The sequence below is a fragment of the Magnetospirillum sp. genome (genome assembly GCA_027532905.1).
Taxonomy (GTDB): Bacteria; Pseudomonadota; Alphaproteobacteria; order CACIAM-22H2; family CACIAM-22H2; genus Tagaea.
The window spans coordinates 621349-638917 of the sequence record JAPZUA010000002.1 but is presented as its reverse complement, the minus strand read 5'-3'; the positions used below and the strand labels follow the sequence as shown (position 1 = coordinate 638917).

Sequence of the window (17569 nt, the reverse complement as noted above, 5' to 3'; positions counted from 1 at the left end):
TGTATGCAAGATGAATGTATACAAACGCATTTTTCTTTTAAAATCAGTGCTCAAGCAGCAGTTTCGAAGTCGAAGAACAGGCGATAGCGCGCATGCGCACCCGGTGCCAAAAACCGTACACCGGGTCGCCGCTCCAAGCCGCCGTCGCTCGTTTCGATCTCGGCAAGTCCTTGCCACGGCTCGATACATAAAAACGGAGCACCGGGCTTCGTCCAGATGCCGAGTTGCGGCGAATCGGGGAAGCGTACGGCGATCCCCGCTGCGCCCTCCGGCCCGAACCAAACGCGGCGTGAGGCCACGGATTCGAAATGGAGGGCACCTGCCGCGAACATCGAATCAACGGGCGCCAAACGTCGTCCGACCACCGGCGTCGGAAAAGATTGCGGTTTCAACAGGCCCGTCGCTACATCGGCACGGCGAATGGGTGCGGTCTCGGGCTGATCGAACAGACAGACATAGCGGCTGCGCAAGGCCGCTTCCTGCGGCCACACGAAACCGGGATGGTAACCGAAGCAATAGGGCATCGTTTCGTCGCTATCGTTGCGCACCTTTGCCGCAAACGACAATCCCGTCGCCGTGACCTGCACTTCGACGCGCAGATTGAAGGCAAACGGATAATGCAGCCGCGTTTGCGCGTCGTCCTTCTGCTCGAAGATCGCGGACTGCGCGTCGTGCGCAACAATTGTGCAGTCGCGATCGCGGAAGAAGCCGTGCGGCGGCATCGGATAGGTTTTGCCGGCGATCGAAACGGCCCCGTCCTTCGAGCGACCGATCACCGGAAACAGCAGCGGCGCGCATGCGTCCCACCAGGCCGGGTCGCGCTGCCACAGCGTCTGCACACCCTGCCATTCGAGGCTCACAAGTTCGGCACCGCGCAACGCAAACCGCGCCGCGATCGCCGAATTGCCGATCTGGATTTCAGCCCCCATTGTCGCATTCCCCGTAGGCAATTCATGAACACAATGAACCACAACCGTTTTGTGACATTAAATGTCCTGTGTTTCCATGATCGTGAAAGAATATTCTACGTTGACATGAAACAGGCGTTCATAATATGAAACGCGCACCAGACGAAGCGCTGGGCATCAGGGGGAAACGTGAAAAAACTGGCGGTTGTTGCCGACAGCGAAGTGCCGAACGACCAGGGGCGCGAAATCCCCGGCGCCCAAGCCTTGCGGCGCGGTCTGTCGCTGCTCGATATCGTTGCCGAAAACCCGAGCCGCCTACGCTTCAGCGAAATTGCCGACAAAGCTGGCCTCACCCGCGCCACTGCCCACCGCATGCTCGCAACCCTCGTCGAAGCCGGCCTGCTGCGCATCGACGAGCGCGACCAGACCTACAGCCTCGGCTTCCGCCTGTTCGAGATGGCCCATCGCGTGTGGGACCAGTTCGATCTGCGCAGTGCCGCAGAGCCCGAACTCGAGCGGCTGCGCGATTTGACGGGCGAGACGATCCGCCTCGGCATCCTCGACGGCGACAGCATCCTCTATATCGACCAGCGCGAAGCGGCCCAGGCGGTGCGCTTGGGCAACGGTGTCGGTTCGCGCACGGCGTGCCATGCGAGCGGTGCGGGCAAGGCGATCCTCGCCCATCTTGATCCGCTCACGCGCGACCGGCTGTTGAATGCCTTGGGTCTGCGACGCTTCACGCCCAACACCATCGCCGAGCGCGATCCGCTCGACCGCGAACTCGATCTCACCAAAGCGCGCGGCTATGCCGTATCGCTCGAAGAGCAGCATCTGGGCATCAACTCGGTCGGCGCCCCGATCCTCGATCCGCGCGCACGCTCGATCGGCGCCATCGCGATCGTCGGCCCCTCCTACCGGCTGCCCGTCGACAAGCTGCACGCACTTGGGCGCGACGTGATGGAAGCCGCCCGACGTATTTCCGGCAATGCAGGACAAGTCGCAATGTCGATCCAAATAAGCCCGCGCCCGCTTGGGTCGGATCGCGACGATCTAGTCTCTGCCGTGCCGACCACAGCGTTCCTTGGCGAGGGGCCGGTGTGGCTTCCCGAGGCCAATCGCCTGCTCATGGTCGATATCCTCGCCCCGGCCGCGATCGTCGCCGATCCCGAAAGCGGGGCCTTCATCTCGCACCCGATGCCGGAACTCATCAGCGCCATCGTGCCGCGCCGCCGCGGCGGTTTTGTCGCGGCCATGCAGAGCGGCTTCAAGACCATCGATCTCGACGGCGGCGGCATCTCCACCATCGCCGCCCCCGAGGCCGACCGCCCGGGCAACCGTTTCAACGACGGCAAATGCGATCGGCGCGGCCGCCTGTGGGCCGGCACGCTCGCGATCGACACCACGCCGGGCCACGGTGCGCTCTATCGCCTCGACCCGGACGGGCGCTGCACAAAAATGGACAGCGGCTTCCACGTGTCGAACGGACTCGGTTGGAGTGCCGACGACCGTACCTTCTATTTCACGGACTCAGGCCCCAAGCGCATCTACGCCTACGATTACGACATCGAAACCGGCGCGATCGCCAATCGGCGCGTATTCGTGCAATTGCCCGACGGCGTGGGCACGCCCGACGGGCTTGCTGTCGATGCAGAAGGCTTCGTGTGGTCGGCGCATTGGGACGGCTGGTGCGTCACGCGCTACGACCCCGACGGCAAAGTCGACCGGGTGATCAACCTGCCCGTCCCGCGCCCGACGAGCTGCGCGTTCGGCGGGCCGGACCTTTCCACGCTCTACATCACAAGTGCGCGCATTCGTCTGTCGGCCCAGCAGCTCGCCGAAGCACCGCTCTCGGGCAGCGTGTTCGCCCTCAAATCCGGCTTCCGCGGTTTGGCGGAATCCCCGTTCGCAGGCTAAGGAGCTCGCAAAGAAAATGGCCAGCGTCCGCCTCGAAAACGTCCGCAAGAATTTCGCCGGCACGCATGTGCTGCACGGCATCGATCTGCAGATCGACGATGGCGAGTTCGTCGTGTTCGTGGGTCCCTCGGGCTGCGGCAAATCGACCTTGCTGCGCCTCATCTGCGGCCTCGACGAAGTCACGTCGGGGAACATCGCGATCGACGGCGAGATCGTCAACGACGTGCCGCCCGCCAAGCGCGGCATTGCGATGGTGTTCCAGTCCTACGCGCTCTATCCGCACATGAGCGTGGCCGAAAACATGGGCTATGCGCTGCGTCTTGCGGGCACGCCGAAAGACGAAATCGCGCGCCGTGTCGGTGCCGCCGCCGCCGTGCTGCGCCTCGACGCCCTGCTGACGCGCAAGCCGCGCCAACTCTCCGGCGGCCAGCGCCAGCGTGTAGCGATCGGGCGCGCGATCGTACGCGAGCCGCGCGTGTTCCTGTTCGACGAACCGCTCTCCAATCTCGACGCCGCCTTGCGCATCGACATGCGCACCGAGATCGCGAGCCTCAAGCAGCGCCTCGGCACGACGATGGTCTATGTCACGCACGACCAGATCGAGGCGATGACGCTCGCCGACAAGATCGTCGTGATGCATGCGGGCCGCGTGGAACAAGTGGGGGCACCGCTCGATCTCTACCGGCGGCCCGCCAACCGCTTCGTTGCGACCTTCATCGGTTCGCCGCGCATGAATCTGGTTCCCGCCACGAGCGACGCCGACGGCATCGTTCGCTTGGCCGACGGCACGCCTACACCGCTTCGCGCGGCAAACGCCGCCGAAATCGGCCTGCGCGCCGAACATCTGCGGCTCAGCGCGGACGGCGAAGCCACCGATTTCGAAGGAACCGCAGTCGCGGTCGAGCATCACGGGGCCGATCTCTTTGCGCATGTGCGCCTTGCGCGCGCAAACGCAACGCTGATCGTGCGCCAGGTCGGCGACAGCGCGCTTGGGGTCGGCGCACCCGTTCGCCTCGCCGTCGATTGGACTCAAGCGCATGTTTTTGCCGCCGACGGTATGCGTTGCCAAACATCGACCGAAGCGAAGGTGGCCGCATGAGTGCGATCTATCCCGATCTCGCCGGAATGCCGGTTCTGATAACGGGCGGTGCCTCGGGCATCGGTGAAGCCCTCGTTGCGGCCTTTGCCGCTCAGAAGGCGCGCGTTGCGGCGATCGACATCAATGCCGAGCGCCTGCGCCAAACCGCCGATGCGATTGCAGCGCAAACGGGTACGAAAATCGAAACCGCCTGTGTGGATCTGCGCGACGTGCCGGCCTTGCGCGCGGCCGCGACAGAGCTTGCCGCGAAGACAGGAACCTTCCGCGCCCTCGTCAACAATGCCGGCGACGACGCGCGCCATCCGTGGCGCGACATGACGCCCGAATTGTGGGACGAGCGCTTTGCCGTGAATGCGCGCCACCAATTTTTTACCGCCCAAGCGGTTGCGCCCGCGATGGGCGAAGCGGGCGGCGGAGCGATCGTCAATCTTGGTTCGATCTCGTGGATGTTCGGGGCCGCCGGCCTCATCGCCTATACGACCGCCAAATCCGCGATTATGGGTCTCACAAAATCGCTCGCGCGCGAGCTCGGCAGTTTGCGCATCCGCGTGAATTCGATCGCCCCCGGTTGGGTGTTGACCGAAAAACAGATCGCGCGCGCCAATGCCGAGGATCCGGCGAAGTTCAAAGCCTATCTCGACCGCCAATGCCTCAAGGAACATCTCGAACCCGCGGACGTCGCCAAGCTCGCTTTGTGGCTGTCGTCGGCGGAATCGCAACGCTGCACCGGCCAGACTTTCGTGCTCGACGCCGGCGTGGTCTAGACGCCTTCGCAACAACTGCGCGGTCGCGGCGCGCAGCAAAAAGAACAACGGACCTTCCGCGAGGTCCGAAATCTCGAGGGGAGAAACGACAATGGCCCAATTCAACCGTCGCCAATTCGGCGCTTTGGCTGCCGCCGGTGCGGCCAGCCTCGCCGTTCGTCCGGCTGCTGCACAGTCCGGCCAGCTGAACTTCATGAGCTTCAGCTACGCCGAAGAACCCAACAAACCCTTTGTCGTGAGCCTGCTCGACAGTTTCAAGACCGCAAGCGGCGTAACCGTCGAACCGATTGCGACCGCGTGGGGCGACACGCAGCGCAATGTCATGCTGCGCCAGCGCTCAAAGACGCTGCCCGACAGCGTGCAGTTGCAGGATCGCTGGCTACCCTCGATGGCGGCATTGCCCGAGATCGTCGATCTCGATGCGCTGCTCGGCCGGCCTGCCATCGAAGCGGCTTTGGCGCCGACGGCCTTGGGCCTGGGTCGCGTCGGCGGCAAACAGATCGGCATTCCGCTGATTTCGGGCTCGGTCGGTATGGTCGCCAATTCCGAAGTGCTCGCCAAAGCGGGCGTTGCCAAAATTCCCGAAACGCTGGCCGAATTCCGCACGGCATTGATTGCCGTGCGCGACAAGGTCCCGAACTCGGTGCCGTTCGCGATGGCGACGAAGAACCCCTCATCGATCCCGCTTGACGTGCTGCTGATCTATTGGGCGTTCGGCGCGCGGATGATCGACGAGGCGGGCGAAGTGCATGTCGCCTCCGCTGAAGGCAAAGCCGCGATGGATTTCATCGCCGGCCTCATGAAAGACCGGCTCGTCGCACCCGAGATCGACCGGCCAGACTCGCGGCGCCTGTTTGCGCAAGGCAACGCGGCTTTCTATTTCGACCCGCCTGTCGCACGCACGTTCGCGCGCAGCTTCTCGGGCCGCGGGCCTGCGGCCGACGCGTTTGTCGTACCGATGAAAACGCCGGTGCTCAAGGCAGGCGACGTCCCGCGCTCGGTCGAATGGGGCCACATTGTGACTCTGTTCAACAGCCCGGCCAATCGCGACCGCAACGGCCCGGGCGCGAAGTGGATTTCGCACATTCTGTCCGATGGCGTGCAGACGACATTTCCGCTGCAAGTGGGCGGACTGCCCGTTACCAAATCCGGTCGCGCCGCACCTGTCGTACAGAACGACCCGTTCCTCAAAGCCTGGGGCGAAGCCACCGTCGCCACGGGCAAACATGAGATCGGCATCTGGGACAACTCGCCCGAACTCTCGACGATCCTCAGCGAGGAAACCCAAGCCGCCTTGCTCGGCCAGAAGTCCGCAAGTGCGGCTGCCGATTCGATGCAGTCGCGCATGAAGGCCTCGATGGCCAAGCGCGGCTGACGATGGCATCGGCCGCCACCCTTGCAAGTCCGACCCTTCGCGTCTCCCCCGCCGCACGGCGGGGGGGATTGAAGGCCAACGAGCGGCGCATCGGCTGGCTTTTTCTGATCCCTGCCCTGCTCGCCTTTGCGGGCGTGATCGCACTGCCCTTCGTGCGCGCGCTCGGCATCGCATTCACGCGCAACGATCTGCGCACGCCGATCCCGCGTTTCATCGGCTTCGACAATTTCAAGACGATACTTGCATCGCCCGAAATCATGGGCTCGTTCGTCACGACCGCGATCTATGTGACGGCGGCGACAGCCTTCACGCTCGTGCTGGGCCTCGCCTGGGCGCTGATCTTGAACCAACCTTTTCGCGGCCGCACGGCCTTGCGCGCGGCTTCGCTGATCCCGTGGGTGCTGCCGAGCACAGTTACGGCCTTCGTGTGGGGCTGGATCTTCAACAGCCGCTACGGCGTATTGAATGCTGGCCTCATCGAACTTGGCCTCATCGACCGCCAGCAGGCCTGGCTGTCGGACGCGACCGGTGCCATGGTCGCCGTCGTCGTCACAAAGGTTTGGCTGTCGATCCCGCTTTTTATGTCATTTTTCCTCGCAGGGCTGCAGAGCCTCGACCGCGAGCAGGTCGATGCGGCGCGCGTCGATGGAGCGGGCAATTTCGCGATCCTTCGCGACCATATTCTGCCGCATCTGCGCCCCGTCGTGCTTGTCGTGATCGTGCTCGGTCTCATCGGCAATCTGCAGCATTTCGACACGATCTATGCGCTCACGAGCGGCGGCCCGGTGCGCGCCACGACCGTGCTGTCGATCGAAGTCTTCCGCCGCGCCTTCGACCAGTGGGATTTGGGCCTCGCCTCAGCGGTTGGCCTCCTATGGGTCGCAACGATCATGCCGGCAGCCTATTTCTATCTTCGCCATCTGCTGCGGGGGGTCTAGGCAATGTTCGATCTCTCCTCGCTCACCGCCCGCACGATCTTTGCACTCTGCGCCGTCGCGATCGGCTTCTTCCTGTTCTTCCCGATCTACTGGCTTGCGATTTCCGCCTTCAAAGGCAATGCCGAGCTCTACCGCATCGTGCCCACATTGTGGCCGCATGCGCCCACGCTCGACAATTTCGAGACCGCGATCACGCGCGGCAAGCTTTTGCTGCATCTCAAAAACAGCCTGATCGTTTCGGGCAGTGCGGCGGCGATCAACTCGCTGCTTGCGATGTATGCGGGCTATTCCTTCGCCAAATTCCAGTATCCGGGGCGGCGTGCGATCATGCTGCTGCTGCTGTCGGCGCAGGTCTTCCCGTTCGGGCTGCTGCTGATCAGCCTCTATCCGATGATGACCGATTTGGGCCTCATCGATACCCGGCCGGGGCTCGTTCTCTCCTACATCGTCTTCGCGCTGCCGGTATCGACCTACATGCTCTACAGCTATTTCAGCCAGGTGCCGAGCGAGCTCATCGAGGCAGCCCGCGCCGACGGGGCGAGCGAGCTGCGCATCTTCCACACGATCGTGCTGCCGGTTTCGATCCCGGCCGTCGTCACCGTTTTTCTCTACGGCTTCATGTGGTCGTGGAACGATCTGCTCTACGCGATGACGCTGATCGTGTCGGAAGACAAGCGCACGGTCGGCCCCGGCCTGCTGCTGAGCTATCTCAACGAAGTTAATGCCGATTGGGGCGGTGCGATGGCGGCCTCGCTGGTGGCGTCGCTGCCGATCGTCATCGCGTTCGGTTTTCTGCAACGGTGGTTCATACAAGGCGTCACAGCAGGATCAGTCAAATGAGCGAACTTTCGGGCGTGTTTCCGGTCCTCCCCACCCCATTCACGCCCCAGGGTGCGGTCGACCGTGCGGCGTTTGCGCGCATCTTCGATTTCGTGCTCGCAAGCGGTGCAGACGGCATCGTGTTTCCCGGCATGGCGAGCGAGGTCGAAAAACTAACCGCCGACGAACGCGCCGATCTCGTGGCGTTTCTGGGCGAACGCCTCGCGGGCCGCATCCCGTTCATTGTCGGTGCGAGTGCCGCGACCCCCGAAGCGGCTGCCGGCTTTGCGGAGGCAGGCCGCAAGGCGGGTGCGGTTGCCGCGATGATCATGGCACCCTCCGCCTGCGGCCAGGATGTGGCCGCACACGTGGCTTTCTACCGCGCCGTTTCCGAACGCACGCCGCTGGCCTTGATGCTGCAGAACGCGCCCTCGCCGATGGGTGCGGGCCTCGCACCCGAATTGGTGGCCGAGATCGCGACGCAAGTGCCCGCGATTCGCTACGTCAAAGAAGAGACCCTGCCTTGCGGCCAGCACGTGACCAAGATTCTGGCTGCGACCAAGGGCAGTCTTGCCGGCGTGTTCGGCGGTGCGGGCGCGCGCTATGTGCTCGACGAGCTTGCGCGCGGGGCCAGCGGCACCATGCCCGCGAGCGAACTTGCCGACGTGCACGTGGCCATGATGCGCGCCTGGAAGGGCGGCGACCGTGGACGCGCAAGGACCATCTATTCGCGCACGCTGCCGCTTTTGCTGTTCCAGGCGATCTTCCGCGTGCGCGCGACGAAAACCTTGCTGCAGATGCGCGGGCTTCTGGACTGCACAGCAGCCCGCGCCGCCGGTCCCGTCTTCGATGCGCACGACAGCGCGGAATTCGCCATCCTCGCCGCCGAAGCCGCCGACCTGTTCTCGGTCCACAAGCTCAAAGAAAGCGCCTGACATGCCGCCGCTCGACGCCATTGCCAAAGTCGAAAGCTTCATCGTTTCCATCCCGCGCGATGTGCCCTATCTCGGGCCGCTGCGCGAAGGCGAGAGCGTCAACGAGAAGGGCTATCTCGTCCGCAAGGGCAATCGGTCGATCTATCCGTCGTCCGACATGTCGGTGCTCGTGAAAATCACCGGCGAGAGCGGCAAGGTCGGCTGGGGCGAGACCTACGGCATCGTGGCTCCGCATGCGGTCAAAGCCATCATCGACGATGTGCTCGGCCCTGTGATGCGCGGCCGCGACCCTTCGGATCCCGTAGTGCTGCACGAGGATCTCTACGACCTCATGCGCGTGCGCGGCTTTTTCGGCGGCTACTATGTCGACAGCCTTGCCGGCGTCGACATCGCCGTATGGGATCTCTACGGCAAGCTTGCGGGCCTGCCGCTCGCCAATCTGCTTGGCGGCGCGCGCACGCGCACCCTTCCGGCCTACGTGTCGGGCTTACCGAAAGCGACATTGCACGAGCGCTGCGATCTTGCGGTCGAATGGGTGGGCAAGGGGTACGACGCGATCAAGTTCGCGGCCGCCATGTCCGACGACGGTATTGTCAAAGAGATGGCGGCCTTGCGCGAGGCGGTCGGCCCGAACGTGCGCCTGATGGTCGATCTGCATTGGAAGTTCGAGGCTGCCGAGGCGATCCGCCTCATCCGCAAGCTCGAAGCCTACGACCTCTATTTCGCCGAAGCGCCCTGCGAGCCCGAAGACATGGAAGGCCAGGTGGCCGTGGCGCGCGGCATCGGCACGGCGTTGGCGCTGGGCGAAGAATGGCGCACCGTGTTCGAATACCGGCCGCGCTTCGTGGCGCGCGCCATGGGCATCATCCAGCCCGAGATGGGCCATACCGGCGTGACCGAATTTTTGCACATTGGCCGCATGGCGCATGCGTTCCACGTGCAGACGATCCCGCACGCTTCGATCGGCATCGGCGTGTTCATGGCGGCGAGCCTGCACGCGACGGCCGCCTTGAAGCGCGTGCCGTACCACGAATACCAGCACTCGATCTTCGACAAAAACCTCGCCTACGTGACCGGCGACATGGCGTGCAAGGCGGGCGCCTACACGTTGCCGAGCGGCCCCGGGCACGGCGTGGAGCCCGCCCCTGCCGTGTTCGACCATATCGTCAAAGGCTGAACCCGATGCACCGCTTCGAGGGCATCTACCCGATCCTCTACTGCTTCTACGGCAGCGACGGCGCCCTCGACGCTGGTGCCATGCGCGCCCAAGTCGATCATTGCATCGCCGCCGGTGCCCACGGCATTGCCGTGCTCGGCCTTGTGACCGAGGTCCATAAACTCGACACGGCCGAACGGCGCCTACTTGTCGAGACCGTGGGTGCGGCGATCGGCGGGCGCGTGCCCTACGCGGTGACGGTCGGCGAACCGACGGTCGAGGGCCAGATCGAATTCGCGCGCATGGCCCGCGCCAACGGAGCGGCTTGGGCGATCCTGCAGCCCCCGCCCGGCAAAGGCCTCGATGTGTCCGCCTTGCAGCGCCATTTCGGCAGCATTGCCGATGCGCTCGATTTTCCCGTGGCGATCCAGAACAACCCGGTGAATCTCGACAGTTCGATGAAGCCGCTCGAGCTTGCCGATCTCGTGTCGAAGCACGCCAATATCGGCTTGCTGAAGGCCGAAGGCTGGTCGGTCGATATCGCCACAACGCTTGCGGCCCTCGACGGCAAGGTCGATGCGTTCGGTGGGCATGGCGGGCTCGAGTTTCTTTCCCTGCTGCGCAGCGGCGGGGCGGGCTTGATCCCAGCCCCGGACTGCGTGGCGATCCAGGTCGAAATCTTCCGCGCCTTTCGCGAAGGCACGCAAGCTTCGCTGGCCCGCGCCCAACGCCTGCATGAAGCGGTACTTCCGCTGATCGTTTTCATGACGCGCGGCGTACCGGGCATCCTATGCTACGGCAAGCGACTGATGGCGCGGCGGCTTGGGCTTTCCAAAATCGTGGACCGCGCGCCCGCTTTGACGCCGACGGATTTCGGCATGGCCGAAATGGAACGACTGCTCGACGCCGCCTACGCTACCGAAAAAACGCTCTAAGAAAAACCAACGGAGGAAACCATGGAACGCCGGACCTTTCTGACGGGCGCACTCGCCGCCGCTGCCGCAGCACATTCGGCTGCCGCACAAACGCCCGCCCTCGTGCTCGATTTCCCGAGCTGGCAGGCCGAAGAGCCCGGCGTATCAGGCTGGTGGAAGGCCGTGATCGCCGAGTTCGAAGCGGCCAATCCCGGCGCCAAAGTGAATCTCTACTCGATCCCGTTCACACAATATGTGCAGCAGCTGACCGTGCGCTTTGCCGGCAACAACGCGCCGGACATCGTGCATCTGCCGACCCGGAATTTCGCGGCCTTCGCTTCGCAAGGCTGGCTTGCCCCGCTCGACGACCGGCTCGCGCGCACCGATATCCTGCAGAGCTGGACGCCCTTGCAGTCGGAGATGAAGTGGGAGGGCAAAACCCAAGGCCTGTTGCTGATGGGTTACGGCAGCCTGCTCTACTACAATGAAAAGCTGCTGGCCGATGCCGGGCTTTCGGTGCCCACCACGCCCGCCCAATGGCTCGAGGCGATCGAAAAAACCACGAAGCGCGACCAGGGCCAGTTTGGCCTCGTGGCGACCTCGATCGAGCATCCCAATCTCGTGGTCGAAGCGGGCACCTGGGTCATGGGCCAAGGCCTCGATTGGCTGCGCCAGGGGCGCTACGATTTCGCCAACGCCCAGGTCGTGGCGGCGGTCGACCAGTATCGCCGCTCGATGCGCTTTGCCCCGCCCGGCATGAACTCGACGACCGGCCGCCAGCTCTTCATCGACGGCAAGGCGACGTTCCTGCGCGACGGGCCGTGGGTATGGGCGTTCGTGGCCCGCGCCCCCGAAGCCGTGCGCCCGCATCTCAAAGTCGCCCGCGTGCCCTTCCCGAAGGAAACCGGCGGCACCTCCAACAGCCTGCATATGCCGGCGAACCTTGCGGCCAACAAGCGCGAGCTCGTGTGGAAATTCTTCGAGCTCGCCGCGAGCCCGAAATGGCAGGCCGAGTACGTGCTCCAGTCGGCCTCGCCAGCCCCGCGCCGCGGTTCGCTCGGAGCCGACGCTGCGGCGCGCCTGCCGCATCTGAAGCTCGTGATGGATGCGGCCGCGAGTGCGGTATCGGTCTTCCCGACCAATCCCGCCTTGATGGAGGGCTACAACGAATACGCCTCGATCTTCGGCCGTGCGATGATGCGGCTGATCTCGACAGAAGAACCCACGCCGACCGTGATGGCCGGCCTGCAGCGCGAACTCGAACGCGCCGTTCCGCTGCGTTGATGCGAGCGTACTTGCGACGGCGGCGGCAGACCTTCATCGCCTACGGTCTGCTCAGCCCCGCCTTTCTGATGGTCGCGGGCCTCATCGTGTATCCGCTCTACACGGTGTTCGCGACCAGCTTGCGCGAGGGCCGAGCACCCAACATCGCTCGGCTCGACCGCTTGCCGCTCGGCTTCGGCAATTTCCTTCGGGCACTCGGCGACGAACAGGTCTGGCATTCCGCCGCCGTGACCCTGTTCTACGCCGCCGGTACGATCGTGCCGTCCTTCGCGATCGGCCTCGGCATCGCCTTGCTGCTGAACCGCGACTTCCCCGGACGGCGCTATGTACGCAGCTTAATGCTGCTGCCCTGGGCCGTACCCGGTGTGGTTGCGGCGATCGCGTTTCTGTGGATGTTCGATGCGTCCTACGGCGTCGTGAATTCGGTCTTGCGCCGTTTGGGCCTCATCACGAGCGACATCGCCTGGTTCGTCGACAGCGACACCGCCCTCTACGCCGTGCTGCTGCCGACGATTTGGAAATGCTTCCCGTTTTTTACGCTCACGCTGCTCGCCGCCCTCCAATCGGTGCCGCAGGCTTTGTACGAAGCCGCCCGCATCGACGGTGCCGGAACGACCGCCGAATTCCGCTACGTGACCTGGCCCGGCATTCGCACCGCGGCCGTGCTCGCCGTGATCCTGCAAACACTATGGGTCGTCAAAGATTTCGACCTCGTGTTCGCCACGACCGGCGGCGGCCCTTCGCGCGCCACGCAGACGCTGTCGATGTTCGTCTACGAAGAAGCGTTCCAGTTCTTCCGCATGGGCTACGCCTCGGCGGTCGGCGTCTTGATGCTGTTCGTATGCGCAGGCCTCGCCTTCGTAGCCATGCGCTGGGGCCGGCAGCAGGACGGCCAATGACCCGCAACCGCCTCCATGGCCTTGCCACGCTTGCCGCGTGCTGCGCCATCGCAATCGTGGTGCTGTTCCCGATCTACTGGATCGCGATGACGGCGATCCTGCCGACCGAGATCATGCTCTCGCGCAATCCGCCGCTCCTGCCCCCGCTCGACCGCGTGAGCCTTGCAGCCTATCCCGAGATATTCGCGCGCAAGCCCATCCTCACGTGGCTCGCCAACAGCGTGATCGTCGCCGTCGGCACGCTGGCGGTCGCGATCGTCGCAGCCGCGATGGCGGGCTACAGCCTGTCGCGCTACCGCACCAAGGCGCAGCAGGCGATGGGCTTCGGCCTGCTCGCCAGCAAGATGCTGCCAGGCTCGCTGATCATCATCCCGTTTTTCATCCTGTTCTCGAAGGTCGGCCTCATTGAAACCAAGACCGGCGTGATCCTGGCCAACGCCGCCATCGCCGTGCCCTTCGCCACGTGGCTGCTCAAAGGGTTTTTCGATGCAATCCCGCGCGAGCTCGAACAGGCCGCGATGATCGACGGCTGCAACGAATGGCAAGCCTTCCGCCACATTGTGCTGCCCTTGGCGCGGCCGGGGCTCGCAGCCTCGGCCACGTATGTCGCGATCGTCACTTGGGCCGATCTCGTCTTCGCACGCACGCTGATGAGCAAGCCCGAGAACTGGCTGATGACGGTCGGGCTGCAGTCTTTCATGGGCGAGTATCTCGTCGAATGGTCGGCACTGATGGCGGCGGCGACAATCTCGCTGCTGCCGATGCTTATTCTTTTTTTCCTGCTCGAACCATTCCTCGTCAAAGGCATGACGCAGGGCTCGCTTGCGAACTGAAGTACCGCCCGGTCGCCCGCAATACGCAACATCCTGCGACAGTAGGTTACGGTAACCTATTTATCGCATTGATATTCCACAAATGTAACCACGACGAAGGTTTCTGGTTACATGTTGCAAGGCCCGCTGGAAACGCTATTCCAGCTTCGTCTTTCTTCACATTTCAAACAGCGTACGCCGCCGTACAGCCACGACAACGATGGCTTTTGTTTAGCATATTTCTGCTTCGAATCCGACTGAAAGTTATATCTAGGCAGAAAATCCTTTATAGAACAATAGGGATACAAGATGGCGAAGCCCTAGACCTCGCCCGGCGTACGCGACGGCGTGCAGGAAACCGCGACGACGAGCCCGGCGTCGCCGATGACATGGCGGTATTCGTAGTTCAGCGGCAGATACATCGCATCGCCCGGCTTGAAGATGCGCTTGCGCCCGTCCGACAGGTCGGTCTGCTCCGACCAGCCATGCATGCAATAGAGCACCACCTCGTGGATGCCGTCGCCTTTAACGACCGTGTCGAAATGCGGCATGTAGGTCGTGATGTGGAACGAGAAGCTCGACCCTTGCAGATACTTCGCGATCAGCCGATGGCTGAACTCCTTGCCCTCGTGAATCCAGACGCGTTCGACGTCTTCCTGGCGGCTCCACATGATCTTCTCGCCCATGGCGGTTTTCCTTTCTCAAGCGTGCGGGTTGATGGCGTTGTCGATCTGGTCGCGCAGCCGCGCCCAGGGCAGCCACAGGCGCGGGCTCAACGCCGCGAGGCCGTGCAGCGCCATCGGGGCGGGCGGTTCGGGGGGCAGCGGAAAATCGGCGAAATCGTCGGCCGCAAGCGCTTGAGCAAGGGCCGCACCAAGAGCCGTGCCAAGCGCATTACCGCGGCCGTTGCACGCAATCAGCGCGTGGCAGCCTGGCCCCAGAGCAAACAGCTTCGGCATCAGCCCGCGCGTGACCGCCACCGTGCCGCGCCACACATAATCGACAGGAAGGCTGCCGAGATCGGGAAACAGGCGCGCAAAACGACGCATGAAAAACGGCGGCAGGCGCGTATCGGCACCGGGTGCGAAAGCCGCCATGCCACCGCCGAGGAGGCGCCCATCGGCCGACAGCCGGAACGCGACCGGATCGCGCCGCATGTCGGTCACGCAGCCGCCGTGCGGCAGAATTCGCGCGCGGATTGCAGGCGGCAGCGGTGCCGTGGCGATCTGGTGGACCTCGACCGGGATCTGGCTGCGCGCAAGCTCGGGCGACAAGCTGCCTGCAAGCGCGTTGGTGGCGAACAGTACGCGGCGCGCCGAAACGCTTCCCGAAGGCGCGTCAAGCGTCCACCCGTCCGGCATGCGCGTGAGTGCCACGACCGGCGAATGCGCGAACAACTTGCCGCCCAGCGCTTCGAAGCGTGCTGCAAGTCCGCGCGCATAAGCCAAAGGATCGATGGTGCCGCCGCGCGTATAGTCGATCGCACCGCGATAGAATGCGGTTCCCATGCGCGAAGCGGCGGCCGTCCCATCAAGCAGTTCGACGGCTGCACCAGCGCGGCGCCAGGAAGCGACGCGTGCGGCGACGCCCGGCACTTGGCGCGCCCACGGTGCAGCCTGGATAAAGCCGCGCTGATCGGCATCGCAGGCAATCGCGTGCCGGCGCACAATGTCGAAAAGCGTATCGGCGGATTTGGCGACGAGATCGACCAAGCGTGCGCCGCGTTCGGGCCCAAGCCGTGCCGCGATCTCTTCGGGGCCGAGACTTGCGTTGAGGGCGGGCACCACAAAGCCTGTGTTGCGCCCCGAAGCGCCGCTGCCGACGGCTCCCGTCTCGACAACCGCGCAATCGATGCCGCGTTCGGCCAAATGCAGTGCCGCCGAAAGACCGACGATGCCGGCACCGACGATCGTGACATCGCATGAAACGTCCATCGCAAGGCTCGGCGCTGCGGCGGGCGCTTGGTGTGCGGCATACCACAGCGTGCGCGCGTAGCCGTGCCCCTCGTCTGCCTCGCGCACCGCTATGCCCCTTCCCATCCCCGACGAAATGTCTTTATGATAGGGCATATAATTTGCACTGCTCGGCCCGACGAACGCAATGTTTGAACGACGCCGCCACCGCATCCGCCGTGCGGCGCACTTCCAAAGGGGGACGACATGAAATTTGCCCGTTTTGCAGCCGGTTTTGCGGCTGCCTTGTTTATCGCGTTAGCCGGCGGCGCCAAAGCGCAGTCGGTTCCGGCCTCGGCCCTTCAAACTGCGGGCGAGATACATTTTGCCGCCGACTTCGCGGCCCCGCCGAACCAGTTCATCGACGCGCAAGGCCGCATGGACGGGCTCAATGTCGATCTTTGCGGCGAGATCGCCAAGCGCCTCAATCTGCGGATCCGCTGGACCAATCTCGCTTTTCCGGGCCTCGTGCCGGGCTTGCAGGCAAACCGCTTCGATGCGCTGTGCACGGCGATCTTCGTGAACCCGCAGCGCCTCGAGATCATGAACATGGTGTCCTACGTGCAGTGGGGCGAAGGCATGATGATGCGCGCGAACGACCCGCAGATCGCGCGCTGCACGCCGACCAGCGGCGATGCGGCGAGCTACTCGGCCTGCTTCGACCAGCTCGCGGGCCGTGCGGTGGCCGTCGCGTCGGCCGGCACCACGCACCAGAATCTGCGCGCCCAGAACGACCGGCTCAAAGCCGCCGGCAAGCCCGAGATGACGATCCGCGCCTTCGACACGAACGGCGACGCGATCCAAGCGCTCGTGGCGGGCCAGGCGGCGGCCGTGTACGTGAACGATCCGCAAGGTGCGTTTTTCATCAATCGCGAGCCGGCGAACCAGGCGGCATATCGCATGGCGTTTGTCGGCTTCAACCCGAACCGCCTTGCGATCGCCACGTTGAAGCCCAATCGCGCGCTTGCGGATTCGATCAAGGGTGCGCTTGAGTCGATGCGCGCCGACGGCAGCTATGGGCGCATTGTGGCCAAGTGGGGGGTCGCCGCCGTGCCCGAATTCGCGATCCAGCCCTAGGCCCAAGCGACGTCCGCGTGCAGTTCTCCTCGACGGTTTTCTCGACGTATCTCGTCGATCCGCGCTTCGCGAACGCGGCTCTCACCACGGTGTGGATCGCCGTTCTTGCCCAGCTGGCAGGAACGGCGATCGGCCTTGGGGCGGCCCTCGCCCGCGACCGCGGGCCCGCCCCGCTCGCGGCACTTGCCCGCCTTTACGTGCTTGTGTGGCGCGGCACGCCTTTGTTGGCACAACTGCTGCTGATCTATTTCGGCCTGCCGCAATTCGGGCTGCGCCTCGGCGTATGGGAGGCGGGCCTGATCGGCCTTTCGCTCTACGCCGGCGCCTACATGGCCGAGATCGCACGGGCTGCCTTCGCCGCAATCGATCCGGGCCAGGATGAAGCGGCCCGCGCGCTCGGCATGCCGACGGGCACGTCGCTGCGCGCCATTCTGCTGCCGCAAGCGATCCGCCTAATGCTGCCGCCCGTCGGCAACGAATTCAACAGCATGCTGCGCACGACCTCGCTGCTATCAGTCATCTCGGTCGAGGAACTGCTGCGCGTGACGAGCATGGCGATCAACGAAACCTTCCGTTCGGTCGAACTCTATGCGGTCGCAGCACTCTATTATTTGGCGATGACGACGGTCTGGACCTTCGTCCAGGTCCGGCTCGAACGTCGCTATGCCGTCGGCATCCGAACCTTGCGCCCAAGTGCCACGGGCGCGTGACGAAATCCCAAGG

At 64.2% G+C, this 17569-nt stretch carries 17 protein-coding genes; 14 read left to right on the top strand and 3 right to left on the bottom strand.

Translation table 11 applies throughout. From position 1 onward, the window contains the following. Positions 1-50 precede the first annotated feature (50 nt). Positions 51-929 carry an aldose 1-epimerase family protein gene (locus O9320_11045; protein ID MCZ8311384.1) on the bottom strand — a complete coding sequence of 293 codons (879 nt, stop codon included), beginning with the start codon at positions 927-929 and terminating at the stop codon, positions 51-53. A gap of 168 nt (positions 930-1097) precedes the next feature. Between O9320_11045 and O9320_11040 the strand changes: the two genes are divergently transcribed. The 12 genes from O9320_11040 to O9320_10985 all read left to right on the top strand — a co-directional run bounded on the left by O9320_11040 (position 1098) and on the right by O9320_10985 (position 13838). After that, positions 1098-2822: an SMP-30/gluconolactonase/LRE family protein gene (locus O9320_11040; protein ID MCZ8311383.1), complete on the top strand. Its 1725-nt coding sequence runs from the start codon at positions 1098-1100 to the stop codon at positions 2820-2822. Positions 2823-2838: 16 nt separating this feature from the next. Further along, positions 2839-3921: a sn-glycerol-3-phosphate ABC transporter ATP-binding protein UgpC gene (ugpC, locus tag O9320_11035; protein ID MCZ8311382.1), complete on the top strand. Its 1083-nt coding sequence runs from the start codon at positions 2839-2841 to the stop codon at positions 3919-3921. Further along, the gene (locus O9320_11030) at positions 3918-4685 is read left to right on the top strand and encodes an SDR family NAD(P)-dependent oxidoreductase (protein ID MCZ8311381.1); all 768 of its coding nucleotides are present in this window, start codon (positions 3918-3920) and stop codon (positions 4683-4685) included. The genes ugpC and O9320_11030 overlap by 4 nt, the downstream gene beginning before the upstream one ends. Before the next feature lie 91 nt (positions 4686-4776). After that, positions 4777-6060 (top strand): extracellular solute-binding protein, encoded by a 1284-nt coding sequence (locus O9320_11025; GenBank protein MCZ8311380.1) that lies wholly within the window; start codon positions 4777-4779, stop codon positions 6058-6060. 68 nt (positions 6061-6128) lie between these two features. After that, entirely contained in the window at positions 6129-6998 is an 870-nt protein-coding gene (locus O9320_11020) for a sugar ABC transporter permease (GenBank protein MCZ8311379.1), read from the top strand. Between the two features lie 3 nt (positions 6999-7001). Further along, a complete protein-coding gene (locus O9320_11015; GenBank protein MCZ8311378.1) occupies positions 7002-7838 on the top strand; it encodes a carbohydrate ABC transporter permease in 837 nt (278 codons plus the stop codon). Further along, positions 7835-8752, top strand: a complete 918-nt coding sequence (locus O9320_11010) for a dihydrodipicolinate synthase family protein (GenBank protein ID MCZ8311377.1) — start codon at positions 7835-7837, stop codon at positions 8750-8752. Before O9320_11015 ends, O9320_11010 begins: the two co-directional genes overlap by 4 nt. Position 8753: 1 nt before the next feature. Then, a complete protein-coding gene (locus tag O9320_11005; protein MCZ8311376.1) occupies positions 8754-9929 on the top strand; it encodes a mandelate racemase/muconate lactonizing enzyme family protein in 1176 nt (391 codons plus the stop codon). A gap of 5 nt (positions 9930-9934) precedes the next feature. Then, entirely contained in the window at positions 9935-10843 is a 909-nt protein-coding gene (locus O9320_11000) for a dihydrodipicolinate synthase family protein (GenBank protein MCZ8311375.1), read from the top strand. Between the two features lie 21 nt (positions 10844-10864). After that, positions 10865-12106 carry an extracellular solute-binding protein gene (locus tag O9320_10995; GenBank protein ID MCZ8311374.1) on the top strand — a complete coding sequence of 414 codons (1242 nt, stop codon included), beginning with the start codon at positions 10865-10867 and terminating at the stop codon, positions 12104-12106. Next, complete coding sequence (locus O9320_10990; GenBank protein ID MCZ8311373.1) at positions 12106-13005, top strand: sugar ABC transporter permease; 900 nt, start codon at positions 12106-12108, stop codon at positions 13003-13005. The genes O9320_10995 and O9320_10990 overlap by 1 nt, the downstream gene beginning before the upstream one ends. Beyond that, positions 13002-13838: a carbohydrate ABC transporter permease gene (locus tag O9320_10985; GenBank protein ID MCZ8311372.1), complete on the top strand. Its 837-nt coding sequence runs from the start codon at positions 13002-13004 to the stop codon at positions 13836-13838. Before O9320_10990 ends, O9320_10985 begins: the two co-directional genes overlap by 4 nt. Before the next feature lie 299 nt (positions 13839-14137). Here O9320_10985 and O9320_10980 read toward each other — a convergent pair whose 3' ends face one another. Both O9320_10980 and O9320_10975 read right to left on the bottom strand, forming a co-directional pair. Beyond that, on the bottom strand, positions 14138-14503 hold the full coding sequence (locus tag O9320_10980) for an ectoine synthase (GenBank protein ID MCZ8311371.1): 366 nt from the start codon (positions 14501-14503) through the stop codon (positions 14138-14140). 15 nt (positions 14504-14518) lie between these two features. Then, entirely contained in the window at positions 14519-15838 is a 1320-nt protein-coding gene (locus tag O9320_10975) for an FAD-dependent oxidoreductase (protein MCZ8311370.1), read from the bottom strand. 138 nt (positions 15839-15976) lie between these two features. Between O9320_10975 and O9320_10970 the strand changes: the two genes are divergently transcribed. Together O9320_10970 and O9320_10965 are read left to right on the top strand one after the other, a co-directional pair. Next, positions 15977-16846 (top strand): transporter substrate-binding domain-containing protein, encoded by an 870-nt coding sequence (locus O9320_10970; GenBank protein MCZ8311369.1) that lies wholly within the window; start codon positions 15977-15979, stop codon positions 16844-16846. A gap of 17 nt (positions 16847-16863) precedes the next feature. After that, complete coding sequence (locus tag O9320_10965; protein MCZ8311368.1) at positions 16864-17556, top strand: amino acid ABC transporter permease; 693 nt, start codon at positions 16864-16866, stop codon at positions 17554-17556. The last annotated feature ends 13 nt before the right edge of the window (positions 17557-17569 follow it).

Coding starts and splice junctions, on each gene's coding strand:
- O9320_11045 (MCZ8311384.1), bottom strand. CDS start 929: ATGGGGGCTGAAATCCAGATCGGCAATTCGGCGATCGCGGCGCGGTTT.
- ugpC (MCZ8311382.1), top strand. CDS start 2,839: ATGGCCAGCGTCCGCCTCGAAAACGTCCGCAAGAATTTCGCCGGCACG.
- O9320_11030 (MCZ8311381.1), top strand. CDS start 3,918: ATGAGTGCGATCTATCCCGATCTCGCCGGAATGCCGGTTCTGATAACG.
- O9320_11025 (MCZ8311380.1), top strand. CDS start 4,777: ATGGCCCAATTCAACCGTCGCCAATTCGGCGCTTTGGCTGCCGCCGGT.
- O9320_11015 (MCZ8311378.1), top strand. CDS start 7,002: ATGTTCGATCTCTCCTCGCTCACCGCCCGCACGATCTTTGCACTCTGC.
- O9320_11010 (MCZ8311377.1), top strand. CDS start 7,835: ATGAGCGAACTTTCGGGCGTGTTTCCGGTCCTCCCCACCCCATTCACG.
- O9320_11005 (MCZ8311376.1), top strand. CDS start 8,754: ATGCCGCCGCTCGACGCCATTGCCAAAGTCGAAAGCTTCATCGTTTCC.
- O9320_11000 (MCZ8311375.1), top strand. CDS start 9,935: ATGCACCGCTTCGAGGGCATCTACCCGATCCTCTACTGCTTCTACGGC.
- O9320_10995 (MCZ8311374.1), top strand. CDS start 10,865: ATGGAACGCCGGACCTTTCTGACGGGCGCACTCGCCGCCGCTGCCGCA.
- O9320_10990 (MCZ8311373.1), top strand. CDS start 12,106: ATGCGAGCGTACTTGCGACGGCGGCGGCAGACCTTCATCGCCTACGGT.
- O9320_10985 (MCZ8311372.1), top strand. CDS start 13,002: ATGACCCGCAACCGCCTCCATGGCCTTGCCACGCTTGCCGCGTGCTGC.
- O9320_10980 (MCZ8311371.1), bottom strand. CDS start 14,503: ATGGGCGAGAAGATCATGTGGAGCCGCCAGGAAGACGTCGAACGCGTC.
- O9320_10970 (MCZ8311369.1), top strand. CDS start 15,977: ATGAAATTTGCCCGTTTTGCAGCCGGTTTTGCGGCTGCCTTGTTTATC.